Raw genomic sequence first — 16729 nt, 5'->3', positions numbered from 1 at the left:
AGTATGCGGCTGCTATGCCGGGGTGGAGTCAATCATGGGGGCGGTCGAATTATTTGTCAATAACAAATCACGTTGCTATTTGCTAATATCTTGAGGAGCGTGACGGCGGCGCAGTGGCGAGGCCGGTTCCGACAGCAGGGGGCGATCGCAAGTCGATCGCGAGTCCATCCATTACACTCGCCGTTTTTCAACCCGATTTAGCGTATGAAGAATTCGGCAGCAGGCGAAGCCGGCGGCAAGCAGAAGGAGAAGGCACAGCGCGGCGTGCAAAGCGCCGAAGTCAGCGGCCGCCTGCTGCACGCGCTCGTGCGCGCTCGCGAGCCGCTTGCGCTGACCGATCTCGCCGAGAGCGCCGAACTCGCCTCCGCCCAGGCGCACACGTATCTCGTCAGCCTCACGCGCCTTGGGCTCATCAAGCGCGACGAGCTGTCGGGGCGCTACGAACCGGGGCCGCTGTCGCTGCGGCTTGGCCTTCTGCATCTCGAGCATCAGCCGGTCTATCGCGCGGCCGTCCCGCATGCGGCGGCGCTTGCCAAAGCGATCGGCCATACGGTCGCGATCTGCATCGCCGGGCCTCGAGGCCCGACCATCGTGCGCTACGAGCGCTCGGGATTTCCTCTGCACGTGAACTTGCACGTCGGCACGGTCATGTCGCTCACGAAGACGGCTACGGGGCGCGTCTTCTGCGCGTTCCTTCCCGCCGAGCGCGTGCAAGCCATGTGGGCCACGCAGACCAAGCGCGCGCTCGACGCGTTTGCGTCAGCCGACGAACAGCGCGTCTTCGAAGCGACGCTCGGCGAGATCCGCAAGCGCGGCATCGAACGTGCGGTCGACGCGCCGAGCCCCGGCGCCAGCAGCCTGAGCGTGCCCGTACTCGACGCGAACGGCGAGCTTGGCGCCGCGCTGACCGTCATCGGTTCGTCGGGGGCGCTCGACGTGGCCTTCGACGGCTCGATCGCCCGCGCAATGCGAGCAGCCAGCGATGCGATCGGCCGCGAACTCGCGTCCACGTCCTGACGATGTTTCGACGCTTTGATTGCCTGACTCACGCGATGCCATCCACGCCCTCCTCATCAACCGCCGCACGCAAGCGCGAAGAATCCGCGTCCGGCGCGAAGCCGCAACGCGGCATCAACTCGCTCGACACCACCGGCGAATTGCTCGTCGCGCTCGTCGGTTCGGGCGAGCGTCTGTCGCTGCGCGACCTCTCTGCCGCCGCGAACATGCCGCCCGCGAAAGCGTTTCCGCATCTTGTGAGCCTGCTCAAGATCGGCTTGCTGAGCCGTGACGACAACGGCTATTTCGAAGCCGGTCCGCTCGCGTTGGAATTGGGTTTGATCGCGATGCAGCGGCTGTCGCCGACACGCGAAGCGGAGCCCGAGATCATGGAACTCGCGTCGGCCACGGCGTTGAGCGTCGCGATGGCCGTGCTCGGGCCGCTCGGGCCGACGGTCGTGCGCCTCGAAGAATCGTCGACGCCGCAGCATGTGAGCTTGCGGGTCGGCACGGTGATGTCGCTCGTCAACACCGCGATCGGCAGGACGTATGCCGCGCATGTGAGCGCGGAGGTGCTCGCGCCGCTCTTTGCGCAGGATGGATTGCGGCTGGCGGGGGCGGCGCGCGGGGAGATCTTCGAGGATGCCGCGGCGAACCAGGGCGAATTGCTCGCTCCGCTGCGCCAGCGCTTCGCGCAAATTCGCGCCGACGGCATCGACACCGCGCTGAGCAAGCCGGTGCCCGGCATCGACTCGCTCGCGGCCCCCGTGTTCGATCACACCGGCGACATTTGCCTGGTCATCGCGCTGATGGGCTCGGCGGGCAGTTTCGATTGCGATCCGCACGGCGAACCGGCGAATCGGCTGCGGGATGCCGTGCAGCGGTTGTCGCGGAGATTGGGGTGGTGGCCCGTCAAGGACGCGAAGGACGCGGGGACGCACGCGCGATAACGCCAGCCAAAGCGAGGCGTCACCCCGCTATTCGAGCAACCGGCTCAACCCCTCGAACAACACATCCCCGCCCACGACCCGCCCGCCCTGCGCCGTCTTGATGTGAACGGAAAGCGTGACGCACAGATTCGTCGAACTCGACGACATATACGGCTCGCTCACCATGAGCGTTCCCGGATGCGCCAACGCATTCCTGAAGTAAGCCCGCTTCGACCAATTGGCGCCGGCCGGGCGCGACAGCAACGGAAACGTGACACGGCGGCGCTTGCTGTGCGCCACCGATTCGATGTTGTTGCCGACTTGCACGCCTTGCTCGTCGATCAGGAAGACGCGCATCGACCATTCGAGCGCCAGGAAATGCGCGGCGCTCTCGTCGAGACTGTGCCCATTGATGAACGCTTCGACCATCGTGCGAAAGGCGTGACGGTAGGGCGTCAGCTCCTCCATGTCGGCGACCTGCGGAATCTTCCGCGCATCCATGAAGCGGCGCGCGAGCGGCTCCGTCACCGGGAGCGCGCTGTGCTTGCCGTTGGTCAGGATTTCGGGGCGGCCGAAGTAATAGCCCTGCACGAAATCGGCGTCGCAATCCATGCTCAAAAGCGCTTGCGCCTCGGTCTCGATGCCCTCCACCACGATGAACGTGCCGATGTCATGCAGCAGTTCGATGAGCCGCAGCAGGCTGCGTGCATTCCGATAGCTCGTGACGGCCTTGCGGATCAGCTCGCCGTCGAGCTTCACGACGTCGGGATGCAGATCCCACACGCGGCCCAGGTTCGTGAGGCCGGCGCCGAAATCGTCGAGCGCGATCAGAAACCCCGCGAGACGCAGCCGCGCGACCGCATCCGCGAGCAACGCTGCGGTGTCCTGGGGCGCTTCGAGAATCTCGATCACGACGCGCGACGGCGCAATCCCGCAGGCCAGGATGTCATCGATGAGCCCTTGACCATGCACCGGGTGAACGAGCACGTCCGGGTGCACGTTGAGGAACAGCACACTATCGCTGTCGCCCATGCCGAGAAAACGGCCGACGTGGTTGCGCGCGCAGGCCCGCTCGAACTCGCCGCTCAAGGCGAGCCCGCGGGCGATGCCGAACGCGGCGACGGGCGAGCACGCCTCGCCGCGGTACGACGGGCGCAGCAACGCCTCGTAGCCCACTGGCGCCTGATGCGCGAGCGAGAAGATCGGCTGAAACGCACTCTCTATGGTCGGCAGGCTGGGGTTTTGCGCATCGCTCATGTAAGCGTTTTTTAATGAGGTCGATAAAGTGCGGGGCGCAAGAGGTGTGTGGGTTGCCTAGTCGCCACCCGCCGGTTCGTCTCACCCACGGGATAACGTCAAAACGATGCCGCGACTTGAAGGCTGCAAACTTAACCCGTTCTAATTTCTTGGGCAATATTTCATAAGTAAGCAAACCCTGAGTAAAAATTTGCGCAAAAGCGCTGAATCCATTGAACTTTTCGCCCATCCCCTTCAACTTTTGGCGCGCCGCGCCGATATCGAAGTTTGAGAACTGCGCACCGGTTCCGCACGCGTGCGAGCCGGGCCGGCACGGGGCCAGGCGGCGCAATGGTGGAACCGAACATTTCGATGGCAGATCATCATTCGATCGACGAGCGCACCAATCTGACGAGTTCGAACAAGTTCGAACTGTTGCTGTTTCGCCTGGGCTGCGTCGCCGATAGCGAGGAACACGAGCTCTACGGCATCAACGTCTTCAAGATCCGCGAGATCATGACGATGCCGGCCGTCACGCCGATCGCCGGCGCCTCGGATCACATGATCGGCGCGGTCGATATCCGCGGCCAGATCATTCCCGTCATCGATCTGCCGAAGCTCTTGGGCTGCAACCCGACGCGCGGCCGCAACATCCTGCTCGTCACCGAGTTCGCGCGCTCGACGCAAGGGTTCGCGGTCGAGGAAGTCGACGATATCGTGCGGCTCGAATGGAATCAGGTGCTCGCGGCCGAAGGCGCGGCGACGGGCGGCAACTCGGTGACCAGCATCGCGCGCATCGACGGCAACACCGGCGACTCGCGCCTCGCGCAAGTGGTCGACGTCGAGCAGGTGCTGCGCGACGTGTTCCCGGCGCAGCATCCGAGCGTCGAGCCGAAGGACGTCGGCAACACGATCAGCATGCGGCCCGGCGCGAAGATTCTCGCTGCCGACGATTCCGGTTTCGCGCGCAAGCTGATCGAGCAGAGCCTGACCGCGATCGGCGCGGATCACCTGATGGCGAAGACCGGTCAGGAAGCCTGGGACATGCTCGATAAGATCGCCCGCGAGGCGCAGGCCGAGGGCCTGCGCGCCCGCGACAAGATCGCGCTCGTACTGACGGACCTCGAAATGCCCGAGATGGACGGCTTCATGCTGACCCGCCTCATCAAGAGCGACGAGCGCACGCGCGATATCCCGGTCGTCATTCATTCGTCGCTGACGGGCGCGGCGAACGAAGCGCACGTGAAGAACGCCGGCGCGACGGGCTACGTGGCGAAATTCGTGGCGGGCGATCTGGCCGCCGCCATCCGGCAGGCGCTGGTTTCCTGATCTGATTTTTACTCTGTCGCGCGGCATCGCTTCCATTCCGGGGGCATGCCGCGTTTTTTTACGTCTGTGAACAACCGCGCTCATCTGCCAGCAACCCTGCTGCATCGTGCTCAGTTCAGGTAGCATCTAGACCTCTTGAAGCACTGAGGCCGAGCCATGAGCACACTCTCCACCCAAAAACTGCACGCATCGATACGCAGGGAAGCGTCGTGGGGACTTCGCGCATTCAAGCAATTCGGCGCGGACCGCTGCGCCGCGATGGCGGCCAGCATCGCGTTTTACTCCGCGTTCTCGCTCGCGCCGATGCTCGTGATGGTGATCGCCGTGGCAGGCTGGTTCTTCGGCGACGACGCCGCGCGCGGGCAGATCTTCAGCCACGTCCACGGGCTGCTCGGCAACGAAGCCGCCGCCGGTGTGCAGACCATCGTCCAGAACGCGCATCGCAGCGGCAGCGCGGGCGGCATCGCCGCGATCATTTCGTTCGCGCTGCTTTTCGTCGGCGCGTCGGCGACGTTCTCGTCGCTGAACACCGCGCTCAGCATCATCTGGCCCGAGACCAGCTCACGCACGTCGACCGTCGTCGCGCTCGTCAAGGTGCGGCTCATTTCGTTCGGGCTCGTGCTCGGCGTCGCGTTTCTGCTGATCGTCTCGCTCGTGCTCGATACGGCCATCACGTTCGTCGGCCAATGGCTGTGGGGCAACACGCCGTACATCGTGATCGGCAACCTGCTGCAGTTGGCCGTCGGTTTGCTGGTGCTCGCCGTCGCGTTCGCCGCGCTGCTCAAGTTCCTGCCCGATGCGCCGGTGGTCTGGCGCGATGCGTTCACGGGCGGCATCGTCGCCGCCGTGCTGTTCTCCGTCGGCAAGAAACTCTTTGCGCTTTACCTGGCCCATGCGGGCATGGCGAATTCGTTCGGCGCGGCGGGGTCGCTCGCGGTGCTGTTGATGTGGCTGTACTTTTCGGCGGCGGTGCTGCTGCTCGGTGCGGAATTCGCCTCGGCCCGCGGCCACCTCCACGATCCGCGCGGCGCCTGGGGGCTGCAGGACAACGACACGCCCGCGGGCAGCCGGGCAATGCTGGCGTCGGCGCTTGCGGCTTCGACCGTGTCGGCGGGATCGCGCGACGCGCGCGATGGCGATACCGCGATGTCCGCAGCCGGGCGCCGCGCCGCCGCAGCCGACCGCTATGTGCGAAAGCACCCGTGGCGAGCGGTGATGCTGGCTGCCGGCGCGGCGCTCTTTCTCACGTCGGTCGTCGGGCGCGGCAACGGTGCGACCTCGCGCGACGACCGTTGACGCTAAACGACAGCGGCTGAGAGCCGCACGTCGTCGAGCACATTGCGCCTATGCCGTCCAGCGCTCACCGCTTACCGGACATTCCAGTGCACAGGCCGCCTTTACGTGCACGAGCTCCAAAATTAATCACTCGACTTTAATATTTGGTGCACGTTTCTTACAAATAGATTAATTAACGCCCCAAAAAGGTGGCGAGATGCATCGTTAAAGCGAAAATCTCTCAACCGCCACAATTCAATATTTCGATTGTGGCAACAATTCTTTATCTTCCTTATATATCAGGGACTTGGACGCGTGTTTCATTTTCGAGACAGTCGTTTTTTTCCAGTTCTAAGCGGTCACATCATTGCGCTATTCTCCCCCCCGCAACAAATAAACTATTCATTCGCGTGGAGAAACGATGAAAAAAATCACACTGTCTACCCTCTCGCTGGCAATGCTCGGCGCCGCTGGCGCAGCGCACGCCCAAAGCAGCGTCACGCTGTACGGCACGATCGATACGTCGCTGACTTATGTTCATAACGCCGCACAGAACTCGCAAGGCCAGAGCCAGAACCTGTGGGCGCTGGGCAACGCCAGCGGCGGCGACCTGTCGGGCACCCGCTGGGGCTTGAAGGGCACGGAAGACCTGGGCGGCGGCCTGAAGGCGATTTTCCAATTGGAAAACGGCTTTGATCCGAGTACCGGCAAGCTGCTCCAAGGTAGCCGCGAGTTCGGCCGTCAAGCATTCGTCGGCCTCGACAGCGACAAGTTCGGCACGTTCACGCTGGGCCGCCAGTACGACCCGCTCGTCGACATGGTCCAAGGCATCACGGGTGACAACTACTTCGGCAGCCCGTTCGCGACCGTCGGCGACGTCGACAACTACGACAACAGCTCGCGCACGAACAACGCGATCAAGTACGTGACGCCGACGTACGCCGGCTTCCAGGCAGAAGGCATGTATGCGCTGGGCGGCGTGGCCGGCCAGACCGGTTCGGGTCAGACATGGTCGCTCGCTGCGTCGTATAACAATGGTCCGATCTCCGTGGCCGCAGGCTATTTCGTCGCGGACAACAACGACGGCCCGCGTAAGTCGGATGCCGCCGGCGACGGTTGGAGCAGCGGCGCAACGTCGGGCGGCACGTTCGACGGTTCGCTGGTCAACCTCGGCTACCAGTCGGCCAAGTCGATCAACATCGCTCGCTTGGCAGCGCAATACGTGGCAGGTCCGTTCACGTTCGGCGCCGCCTACAGCAACTCGCAATACAAGAACGACGGCTACTCGGTGTTCACGTCGACCGAGAAGTTCAACACCGGACAAGGCTTCTTCAACTACCAAGCCAACTCTGCGCTGCTGCTGGGCCTCGGCTACAGCTACACGAAGTCGAGCGGCAACACGAGCGCGACCTACCATCAGGTTTCGCTGGGCGCGGACTACAACCTGTCGAAGCGCACCGACGTATACCTGGTTGGCGCTTACCAGCACGCGAGCGGCGATACGCTTAACGCGGCCGGCACGCAAACCGTCAACGCCGTCGCTTCGATCGGTTCGTACGGCTACGACGGCGGCACCAACACGCAAGAGCTCGTCGCGCTCGGCCTGCGTCACAAGTTCTAATTGGACTTGACTGACAGCTGAAGCTTCACGCGGTTAAAAAGCCCGTCCCGGCTAACGCCGGAGACGGGCTTATTTTCGAATCGACGACGCAAACGCCTTAACGCTTCCGCCTTCCCTGCGCTTAGCGCTGCGGTTTCGCTTTATCGTCTTGCGCGAGCGTCTGCGCAGGCACCGACGAATGAGCCGCTTCCGCACCGGCCAAGGGCGAGCGGTGCAATACGGGGGCGCGCTCGGGCCGCTGCAGCGGCACTTCGGCCCCATCCTGCCAATTCGGATCCGGAATCTCGGCGAACACCTGACGCAGCCGCTCACCCCAAGTCCGGTGAATCAAGTCGAAGTAAGCGTTGTCCTGATCGATCGAGACAAAGCGCGTGACGCGCAACGCATCCGTCTCGTAGACCAGCAGATCGAGCGGCAAACCCACCGACAAATTCGAGCGCAGCGTCGAATCCATCGACACCAGCGCGCATTTCGCCGCTTCGCCGAGCGGCGTCGCCGGCGTCAGCACGCGGTCGATGATCGGCTTGCCGTACTTGGACTCGCCGATCTGGAAATACGGATTCACGCTCGACGACTCGATGAAGTTGCCCGCCGAATAGATCATGAAGAGACGCGGACGATTGTGCGCGCGGCCGTTGCTGAGCTCGACATTCGCGCCTTGGCCGTTCGCCGCGCCGGCGATCTGCCCGCCGAGAATGAAGCTGCAATTGAAGTCGACGCCGAATTCCTGCAACGCGCGGGCTTCGCGCTGATGCACGTCGCGCACGGCCTGACCCACCACGCGCGCGGCATCGGGCATCGTCGGCGCGGTCCACAACGTAGGCCGATCGGGGTTCGACGGCTCGGACAGCTCGTGCAGCACGGCCTGGGTCAACGCGAGATTGCCTGCGCCCAGCAGAACCAGCACGCGTTCGCCGGGCTGCTCGAACACGGTCATCTTGCGCGCGGTGCTGATGTGATCGACACCGGCGTTGGTCCGCGTGTCGGACAAGAAGACGAGCCCTTCGTCGACGGACATCGCCACACAGTAAGTCATGGGTTTTTCTCGAATCGGAAGCCAACCAAACGCCGCTATTGTAATGCGCGGGCGATGCGGCATAGGGTTCCGGGCGTGGTTTCGGACACTTTTTGACCGTTCATTGGCCCCTTTTGCCGGGTTTTGCGCGGTTTCGGCGGTGTGGGAGTCGCTTTCGAACCACAGTCGAACCCCGGCCGACGCCGCGCCGCCCTACTGGGACGCCTCGGCGACGCTCACCGGCGCCACGAGGCTCTCCTTACGTTCGCCGATCCGCGCGCCACTGCTTCCCGGCGTCAGATGCAATCGCTTAATCGAGTAGTGAACCGGGGATTCGTAGCATTAGACGACCTGGTGGCGGATCGTCAGATACGCCAGATTCGTGCAGACACCCTCGGGCGACGCGAGTCCAGAAAAGATGATCGGCAGTACGACTAAGCATGACGGCATCCCGTTGAGACGAGCGGCCCTTCCTGCAACACCACCCGAGTCAGCCCGCCCGAGGCCATCTCGACGGTCTTGCCGGACAACACGAACCTCTCAGGACGATATTGCGTGCTGGTATAGACCTAGCCTGAACAGGACACGAATGCTCAAGCCAGTTCAGCCGATTTTGTGATTCGGGATTAATCCCGCCGCGATGAAACACATTAACCCGAACGACACCTCATTAATACGAAATCCTTATCAATTTAATCCGGCGCGATTTCGATATTGAAAGTTCATCCAAACATAAATCGAATTCCCGCGATTTAAGACAAGCGAGTAATTTTCAGACCATTCTCAAAACAAATCGCGTGCCTCGATTTTCCCCGTCACAAAAGATTCACGCCGATTTGCCAAATCATGTATTGAAAATGATTGAAAACAATTCGAAAGGAAGGTGTCTCCAAGCCTTAACACGCGCATGGTCCAATGCCGCGCAATTCCGTAAAACAACCACCGCATTACCCAGCCCCCGGTTCAAGTCTGTTCGAGAGGACGTAAAAGCGTTCCGGACGAAGGGTTTCAGGTAATTCAATTACAAAAGGAGTTCCGTCGATGTTCCGCCGTAAGCTCGTTCCCGTTTCTCTTGCGATCGCTGGTTTGATCGCACTCGCTGCCTGTGGCAGCAATGACAGTCCGACTCCGAATGGCGAGTCGGTTCAAGATGCGGCAACAACCGCGACGCCGATTAAGCACGTGGTGGTGATCTATAACGAAAACGTCTCGTTCGATCATTACTTCGCGACTTATCCGGTTGCGACGAACCCGGCCGGCGAGCCGGCGTTCAACGCCGCCGCGGGCACGACCACGCCGAATGGTCTATCCGGTACGCTCCTGACGTCGAACCCCAACCTGCTGAACACGAACAACCCGCAAACCAGCGCGACGAACCCGTTTCGTCTAGACCGCACGCAGGCAGCGACGGCTGACCAGAACCACGCGTACACCGCGGAACAGCTGGCGTACGACAACGGCGCGGCCGACCTGTTCCCGAAGTACACGGGTAACGGCACGAGCGGCGGCGCCGGCGCGTTCGGCACGCCGTGGCAGGTGCTCGGCTACTTCGACGGCAACACCGTCACGGCCATGTGGAACTACGCGCAGAACTTCGCGATGAGCGACAACACCTACACGTCGACGTACGGTCCGTCGACGCCGGGCGCGCTCGAAGTGGTCTCGGGCCAGACCAACGGCATGACCGTGGTCAAGACCACGAAGAAGCCGTCGGTGGCGGGTTCGTACTACGTGAATGACGGCCAAGGCGGCTTCACGATGATCAACGACGTCGACCCGGGCTTCGACACCTGCTCCAGCACGACCGACCAGGCGATGATGACCGGCAAGAACATCGGCGACCTGCTGAACGCCAAGGGCATCTCGTGGGGCGGCTTCATGGGCGGCTTCAACCTGTCGACGACCAACGGCAACGGCACGACGGGCTGCAAGCGCAGCACGCTCTCGACCGTGGTGGGCGCCAGCACGACCGACTACATCCCGCACCACAACTGGTTCCAGTACTTCGCGTCGACGGCCAACCCGCAGCACTTGCGCCCGAGCTCGACGGCCGCGATCGGCTTCACGCTGGAAGCGGACAACAAGACGGTCGATCCGGCGAACCACCAGTACGACACGGACGACTTCTTCGCCTCGGTCAAGGCAGGCAACTTCCCGTCGGTGAGCTTCCTGAAGGCGCCGGCCTATCAGGACGGCCATGCCGGCTACTCCGATCCGCTCGACGAGCAGGCGTTCGTGACGAAGGTCGTCAACTTCCTCCAGCAGCAGCCGGACTGGAAGAACACGGCGGTCATCGTGGCATGGGACGATTCGGACGGCTGGTATGACCATCAGTACACGCAGCCGACCAATGCCTCGTTCGATTCCGTCGCCGACCAGGTGAACGGCTCGGGCATCTGCGGCAGCGGCACGGCGCCGAACGGTCTGAACGGCAGCCCAGTGAACGGCCGCTGCGGTCCGGGTACGCGCATTCCGTTCCTCGTGATCTCGCCGTGGGCGAAGCAGAACTACGTCGACCACACGCTGCTCACGCAAGCGTCGGTCGTGCGCTTCATCGAAGACAACTGGCTTGGCAGCCAGCGTCTCGGCGGCGGTGCGTTCGACTCCACGTCGGGCAGCATCATGAACATGTTCAACTTCGGTGGCAGCGGCAACAACCCGGTGCTCTATCTGGACCCGACGTCGGGCACGCAAGTGACGACGCCGCCATCGACCTGATGAACGCTTGAAGCCCTCGCGGTTCCTGCAGCGCGAGCGTCCAGACCCACGCAAGCGCTCAGGAACCGCTATCGCAGTGCATGCATGCCCACAGCCCGGAGACGGGCTGTAGCCGTTTCTGATACTCGACAAAGACGACTTCGATGAACGAATCGCAGAACGCCGCTCCGTCCACGCCATCCGTCCCGTCCGCGGACGCCTCCCCTCGCGTTGCGCGCCGCCGCGCGCATTGGATCGTCAGCGGCGCGATCGCCGCCGCTTGCGCTGCCGCCGGCCTGTCGGTGTGGGCGCTGAACGCGCCGGATCAGGCACCGGCCACCGTCGGCAAGATGGTGGAACAGCTGACGGGCGCGAATCCGCACCCCGTGCATCTGCAGCGCCCACCCGTGACGACGCAGCTCTCCGTGATGGCGCAGCTCGGCAAGCAGATCTTCTACGACCAGACGCTATCGGGCTCGGGCAAGATGTCGTGTGCCTCGTGCCATAGCCCCGAACACGCGTACGGCCCGCCCAACGGCCTGCCCGTGCAAATGGGCGGCCCGTCGCTGACGCTGCAGGGCGATCGTCCGCCGCCCTCGCTGAGGTACCTCTACCGGCAGCCGAATTTCAGCATCGGTCCGGATCAGGGCGACGACGAACAAGCGCCCAGCCTCGCGCAAGCCGCGGACGCCGCCAGCGGCGTCGCGCGCGCGCAGAAGACGGCCGGCGTCGCGCCCGCCGCGCCCGCGATGGTGCCGCAAGGCGGCCTGTTCTGGGACGGCCGCGCCGACACGCTGCAAGCGCAGGCGATCGGCCCGATGCTGAACCCGACCGAAATGGCGAACCCGAGCATCGACGCGATCGCCGCCAAGCTCAAGACCAGCGCGTACCACAACACGTTCGCGCAGCTCTTCGGGGCCGGCATCTTCAACAATCCGAACATGCTGGTGTCGGAGGCGATGTTCGCAGTGGCGCGCTACCAGTTCGAAGATTCGTCGTTCCATCCGTACACGAGCAAGTACGACTACTGGCTCGAAGGCAAGGCGCGGTTGACCCAGGCCGAGCTGCACGGCCTGCAGCTCTTCAACGATCCGAACAAGGCCAATTGCGCCGGCTGCCACTTGTCGAAGCCGGGCAAGGACGGCCTGCCGCCGATGTTTACCGACTACCAGTACGAAGCGCTCGGTGTGCCGCGCAATACGAGCCTCGCCGCGACCCATAACCCGAAGTACTACGACATGGGGATCTGCGGCCCGTACCGGACCGACCTCGCGAAGCAAACGCAGTACTGCGGGATGTTCCTCACGCCGACGCTGCGCAACTCGGCGACACGCGAAGTGTTCTTCCACAACGGCGTCTACCACTCGCTCGATCAGGTGATGGCGTTCTACAACCTGCGCGACATCGACCCGGCGAAGATCTATCCGCGCGATGCGCACGGCAAGGTCACCAAGTACAACGACCTGCCCGCCCGCTACCGCGCGAACATCGACAAATCCGATGCGCCGTTCGACCGCAAGTTCGGCGACAAGCCGTCGATGACCGACGACGATATCCGCGACATCATCGCGTTCGTGAAGACGCTGACGGACGGTTATCAGCCGGACTCGAAGGTGGCGCTCGACTCGAAGCCGTAGTTCTGAAAAGACTGCGGGACGGGCATGCGGCGCCCGTCCCGCGGCACAGCACTTTTCACCAATCACCCGCCGCGCGGCAGTCCTACACTGGCGTTTTCCGCTGACTTCGCCAAGGAACCCGGGATGCCGCACTACTTATGCCACGAAGCACCCGACTTGCTCGAGTTCGACACCGATGTGATCGACGCGCGCCCGGGCGCAATCGTGCTCGCGCGCTCGGCGCTGCACCCCGGCGGCGGCGGGCAGGTGTCGGATGTCGCGACGCTTACGCACGCGCATGGGGTCGCGCGTATCGTCGGCGTGTCGTTCGAAAACGGCCGCTACTGGCATCTGCTCGATCCGGAGCACGCGGCGCTCGAGTTGAGCGGCGACGTGCACGTGTCGATCGATGCCGATTGGCGCTCGACCGTCGCGCAACTTCATACGGATACCCATATCCTCAACGCGCTCGTCTATCGGCAATTCGCGGGGGCGCTGGTCACCGGCGCGCAGATCAACGGCGACGGCACCGCCCGCATGGACTTCGATCTGCCCGACGCCGACAACGACCTGCTGCGTGCGCTGGAGGCCCCGCTCAACGACGTGATCCGCCAGGGCCTCGACGTGCGCGCGACCTACGTCAGCGCGAGCGACGCGCGCAGCACGCCGGGGCTGATCCGCAGCTTGTCGGTTGCGCCGCCGCCGACGCCCGACGGCAAGATCCGCATCGTCGAAATCGGCACGCTCGACCGCCAAGCATGCGGCGGCACGCATCTGACCAACACGGCGCAATCGCGCCCCGTTCGCATCGCCAAGATCGAAAACAAGGGCCGGCGCAACCGCCGTGTGCGAATCGAACTATGCTGACGTGCAGCGCGAATCGCGCAAGATGGCTCAGGCGCGCGACTACCTCGACGCGCACTACCGCGAAGACGTCTCGATCGACGCGCTCGCGGCGCTCGTCGGGCTCAGCCGTTTTCATCTGATGCGCGCGTCTGCATGCGCACCCTCTCGGCAGTAAAAAAAATACCCGCGGGCTTTCGCCTCGCGGGGATTCCTCAGCAGAGCGTTCGCCTTAGAGCAAACGCGCCGGCATTTACGCCGCTGCTGCGTCCTTCAGCTTCTTCAGTGCACGTGCCTTGATGCGCACGCTTGCCGGCTTAGCCGGGAACCAGCGCTCTTCGCCCGTGAACGGGTCTTTGCCGAAGCGCTTCTTCTTCGCCGGAACCGCTTGCACGACGATCTTCAGAAGGCCGGACAGCGTGAATTCGCCAGCGCCCTTCTTGTGGACCGAACCGAGGATCGTGTCTTCGAGTGCAGCCAGCACAGCCTTGACGGACTTCGGCTCGACAGCAGCGCGCTCAGCGAGGTGAGCAGCCAGCGAGGCCTTCGTGAAGGTGTCCTTGATCGGCGACGATGCGCCGGACGCCTTCACGGCGACCTTCTTAGCCGCTACTTTCTTCGCGGGAGCTTTCGTTGCAACTGCTTTCTTAGCCGGTGCCGGGGCAGCCTTCTTGGCTACCTTTTTTGCGGAAGTCGCCATGTTTCTCCTACCAGTTGTGGTCAGTGATTAACCGAAGAGCGCGCGGTATGCGTGCGCTTCAACGGCGGATTCTACAAGCGCCACAACGTTTCGTGCAGCACTTTTGTGTTTTTCTCGCTGCTTTATCGCTTGATGTGTTGCGCGGCGCAGACTGTCCGATGCATTTTGAGCCTTGTTTCAGGTGTCAAAGTGAGTTCGATGCGAGTTCGGCATGCCGTGAGCAGCTCGGCGGACACCGTGTTTTCCCGAGTCGGCGAACCGATTCCGCGGCGAGGCGATACGATGCATCGATACCTGCATTGCGCGCTCATTGTGCGTTTCGAGCGAGTTTCGAGCGACCTGGAAAGGCTTCGACATGACACGAACGATCCCTTCGGAACACCTGCCGGACGACGGCAGCAGCACCGCGCGAGGCGCCGGCGGCACGCCGGATTTCCTCGCGGAGCAGTTCGATGCCGACGCCGAATGGCTCGAGCCGGACGGCTTCGGCGGCTTTGCGTCGGGCACCGCGGGCGGCGAGCGCACGCGCCGCTATCACGCGCTATTGCTTGCCGCCACGCATCCGCCGACCGGCCGCGTGGCGCTCGTCAACGGACTCGAAGCATGGCTCGAAACGCCTGACGGCCGGGTTCCGCTTTCGACGCAGCGCTATCTTCCCGACGTCGTCCATCCCGATCTCGCATCGCGCCTGATCGCTTTCGACGTTGCGCCGTGGCCCACCTGGCGCTTCCGTATCGACGACGACGCGACGCTCGTCTATGAGTTGTTCGTCGCAAAGGGCTATGGCGAAACGGTGCTGCGCTGGCGTCTCGAAGGCGCGCACGACATCGCGGGACCGCTTCAGCTGAAGGTGCGATTGCTGCTATCCGGCCGCGACCATCATGCACTGCACCACGAAAACGCGGCCTTCAGCTTCGCCTATCGTGAAGCGGGCGGCGAAACCGGCGGCCATTCAGGCAGCAACGTCACGTGGCGCCCGTACGGCGATTTGCCCGCCATAACCGCGCTGACGAACGGCGCCTATCTGCACGCGCCTGACTGGTACCAGAACTTCTTGTACGTCCGCGAGCGCGAGCGCGGACTCGACTACAGCGAGGATCTCGCGACCCCTGGCGTGTTTTCGTTCGACATCGGCGCGCGCCACGCCGTCATCATCCTGCGCTCGAACGGCGAACTCGCCGATGACGCAGACACGCGCGCCGCCGGACTCGCGCGCGCCGAGCACGCCCGGCGCGCCGCGTTCCGCTCGCGCACGCGTTTATCCGCAGACGCGTATTTCGTCACGCGCGGCACGGGCCAGACGCTCGTCGCCGGCTACCCGTGGTTCACCGATTGGGGCCGCGACACGTTCATCGCGATGCGCGGTCTCGCGCTCGTCACGCGCCGCTATGCGGACGCCGAAGCGATCCTGCTCGACTGGTCGCGCACGGTGTCGCAAGGCATGCTGCCGAACCGCTTCCCCGACGACGGCAACGAGCCCGAATACAACTCCGTCGACGCGTCGTTGTGGTTCGTCGTCGCGGTGCACGACTACCTGCGCACCGACCATGCGAGCCACGTCACCCGCCTGGCGTTGCGCAACGCCGTCGATGAAGTGCTCGACGGCTACGCGCACGGCACCCGCTATGCGATCGGCGCCGATACGGACGGCCTCGTTCGCGCGGGCGTGCCCGGCGTCCAGTTGACGTGGATGGACGCGAAAGTGGACGGCTGGGTGGTGACGCCGCGCATCGGCAAACCGGTCGAAGTGCAGGCGCTGTGGATCAACGCGCTGCGTATCTCGCTCGGCTGGACCGCGCAGTGGCAGAACCTCGAAGAACGCGCGACCCACGCTTTTCACGCGCGCTTCGTCAATCCGGAGACCGGCGCGCTCTTCGATGTGGTCGATGCGGATCACGTGCCGAACCGCGTCGACGCAAGCATCCGACCGAATCAGATCTTCGCGGCCGGGGGATTGCCGTTCGCGCTCGTCAAAGGCGAAACCGCACGCCGTATCGTCGAGCAGGTCGAAACGCATCTGCTCACGCCGCTCGGTTTGCGCACGCTTTCGCCATCCGATCCGAACTATGCAGGCACTTACACGGGCAACGTCCGGCAGCGTGACGCCGCGTATCACCAAGGCACCGTCTGGCCCTGGCTGATCGGGCCGTTCGTCGAAGCGTGGCTGCAAGTGCACGGCAGCTCGCCCCATACACGCGCCGAAGCGCGGCGGCGTTTCCTCGCGCCGCTCTTTGCGCATCTGCGTAGCGACGGCCTCGGCCACGTCTGCGAAATCGCCGACGGCGACGCGCCGCACACGCCGCGCGGCACGCCGTTCCAGGCGTGGTCGCTCGGCGAATTGCTGCGTGTCGAAGCGCTGCTGGCATCGGTGCAGCCGAATGGCGGACCCGGAGGCGCACGCGGCAGCGCGTAAGCCGAGGGATCGAGCGGGCGCATAAGACATCACGCCCCGAATGCGCTAAATTGGCCTCT

Annotated in this window: 13 protein-coding genes; 10 read left to right on the top strand and 3 right to left on the bottom strand. The window is 63.7% G+C overall.

The window, feature by feature from the left end; translation table 11 throughout:
- Positions 1 to 204 precede the first annotated feature (204 nt).
- A complete protein-coding gene (locus tag FAZ95_RS25450; protein ID WP_137335287.1) occupies positions 205 to 1017 on the top strand; it encodes an IclR family transcriptional regulator in 813 nt (270 codons plus the stop codon).
- Between the two features lie 35 nt (positions 1018 to 1052).
- A complete protein-coding gene (locus FAZ95_RS25445) occupies positions 1053 to 1946 on the top strand; it encodes an IclR family transcriptional regulator (protein ID WP_137335286.1) in 894 nt (297 codons plus the stop codon).
- A 27-nt stretch (positions 1947 to 1973) separates the two neighbouring features.
- Here FAZ95_RS25445 and FAZ95_RS25440 read toward each other — a convergent pair whose 3' ends face one another.
- Positions 1974 to 3182 (bottom strand): sensor domain-containing phosphodiesterase, encoded by a 1209-nt coding sequence (locus FAZ95_RS25440; protein ID WP_137335285.1) that lies wholly within the window; start codon positions 3180 to 3182, stop codon positions 1974 to 1976.
- 351 nt (positions 3183 to 3533) lie between these two features.
- On the opposite strand from FAZ95_RS25440, the gene FAZ95_RS25435 reads away from it, so the two are divergent.
- The 3 genes from FAZ95_RS25435 to FAZ95_RS25425 all read left to right on the top strand — a co-directional run bounded on the left by FAZ95_RS25435 (position 3534) and on the right by FAZ95_RS25425 (position 7386).
- Complete coding sequence (locus FAZ95_RS25435; protein WP_137335284.1) at positions 3534 to 4490, top strand: chemotaxis protein CheV; 957 nt, start codon at positions 3534 to 3536, stop codon at positions 4488 to 4490.
- Positions 4491 to 4646: 156 nt separating this feature from the next.
- Positions 4647 to 5786, top strand: coding sequence for a YihY/virulence factor BrkB family protein (locus FAZ95_RS25430; RefSeq protein WP_137335283.1), 1140 nt, complete (start codon positions 4647 to 4649; stop codon positions 5784 to 5786).
- A gap of 400 nt (positions 5787 to 6186) precedes the next feature.
- Positions 6187 to 7386, top strand: coding sequence for a porin (locus FAZ95_RS25425; protein WP_137335282.1), 1200 nt, complete (start codon positions 6187 to 6189; stop codon positions 7384 to 7386).
- A gap of 121 nt (positions 7387 to 7507) precedes the next feature.
- On the opposite strand, the gene FAZ95_RS25420 is transcribed toward FAZ95_RS25425, so the two are convergent.
- Positions 7508 to 8422: a proteasome-type protease gene (locus FAZ95_RS25420; protein ID WP_137335281.1), complete on the bottom strand. Its 915-nt coding sequence runs from the start codon at positions 8420 to 8422 to the stop codon at positions 7508 to 7510.
- A gap of 1020 nt (positions 8423 to 9442) precedes the next feature.
- Here FAZ95_RS25420 and FAZ95_RS25415 point away from each other — a divergent pair.
- The 4 genes from FAZ95_RS25415 (at position 9443) to FAZ95_RS25400 (ending at position 13735) form a co-directional block, all read left to right on the top strand.
- Positions 9443 to 11119, top strand: a complete 1677-nt coding sequence (locus FAZ95_RS25415) for a phospholipase C (protein WP_137335280.1) — start codon at positions 9443 to 9445, stop codon at positions 11117 to 11119.
- 143 nt (positions 11120 to 11262) lie between these two features.
- Positions 11263 to 12735, top strand: coding sequence for a cytochrome-c peroxidase (locus tag FAZ95_RS25410; protein WP_137335279.1), 1473 nt, complete (start codon positions 11263 to 11265; stop codon positions 12733 to 12735).
- A gap of 123 nt (positions 12736 to 12858) precedes the next feature.
- Entirely contained in the window at positions 12859 to 13581 is a 723-nt protein-coding gene (locus tag FAZ95_RS25405) for an alanyl-tRNA editing protein (protein ID WP_137335278.1), read from the top strand.
- On the top strand, positions 13559 to 13735 hold the full coding sequence (locus tag FAZ95_RS25400; protein ID WP_137335277.1) for a helix-turn-helix transcriptional regulator: 177 nt from the start codon (positions 13559 to 13561) through the stop codon (positions 13733 to 13735). The genes FAZ95_RS25405 and FAZ95_RS25400 overlap by 23 nt, the downstream gene beginning before the upstream one ends.
- Before the next feature lie 75 nt (positions 13736 to 13810).
- On the opposite strand, the gene FAZ95_RS25395 is transcribed toward FAZ95_RS25400, so the two are convergent.
- The gene (locus FAZ95_RS25395; RefSeq protein ID WP_137335276.1) at positions 13811 to 14257 is read right to left on the bottom strand and encodes an HU family DNA-binding protein; all 447 of its coding nucleotides are present in this window, start codon (positions 14255 to 14257) and stop codon (positions 13811 to 13813) included.
- A 355-nt stretch (positions 14258 to 14612) separates the two neighbouring features.
- On the opposite strand from FAZ95_RS25395, the gene FAZ95_RS25390 reads away from it, so the two are divergent.
- Positions 14613 to 16670, top strand: a complete 2058-nt coding sequence (locus FAZ95_RS25390) for an amylo-alpha-1,6-glucosidase (RefSeq protein WP_137335275.1) — start codon at positions 14613 to 14615, stop codon at positions 16668 to 16670.
- The last annotated feature ends 59 nt before the right edge of the window (positions 16671 to 16729 follow it).

This window comes from Trinickia violacea (genome assembly GCF_005280735.1).
Taxonomy (GTDB): domain Bacteria; phylum Pseudomonadota; class Gammaproteobacteria; order Burkholderiales; family Burkholderiaceae; genus Trinickia_A; species Trinickia_A violacea.
This window is presented reverse-complemented; position numbering and strand designations above follow the sequence as displayed.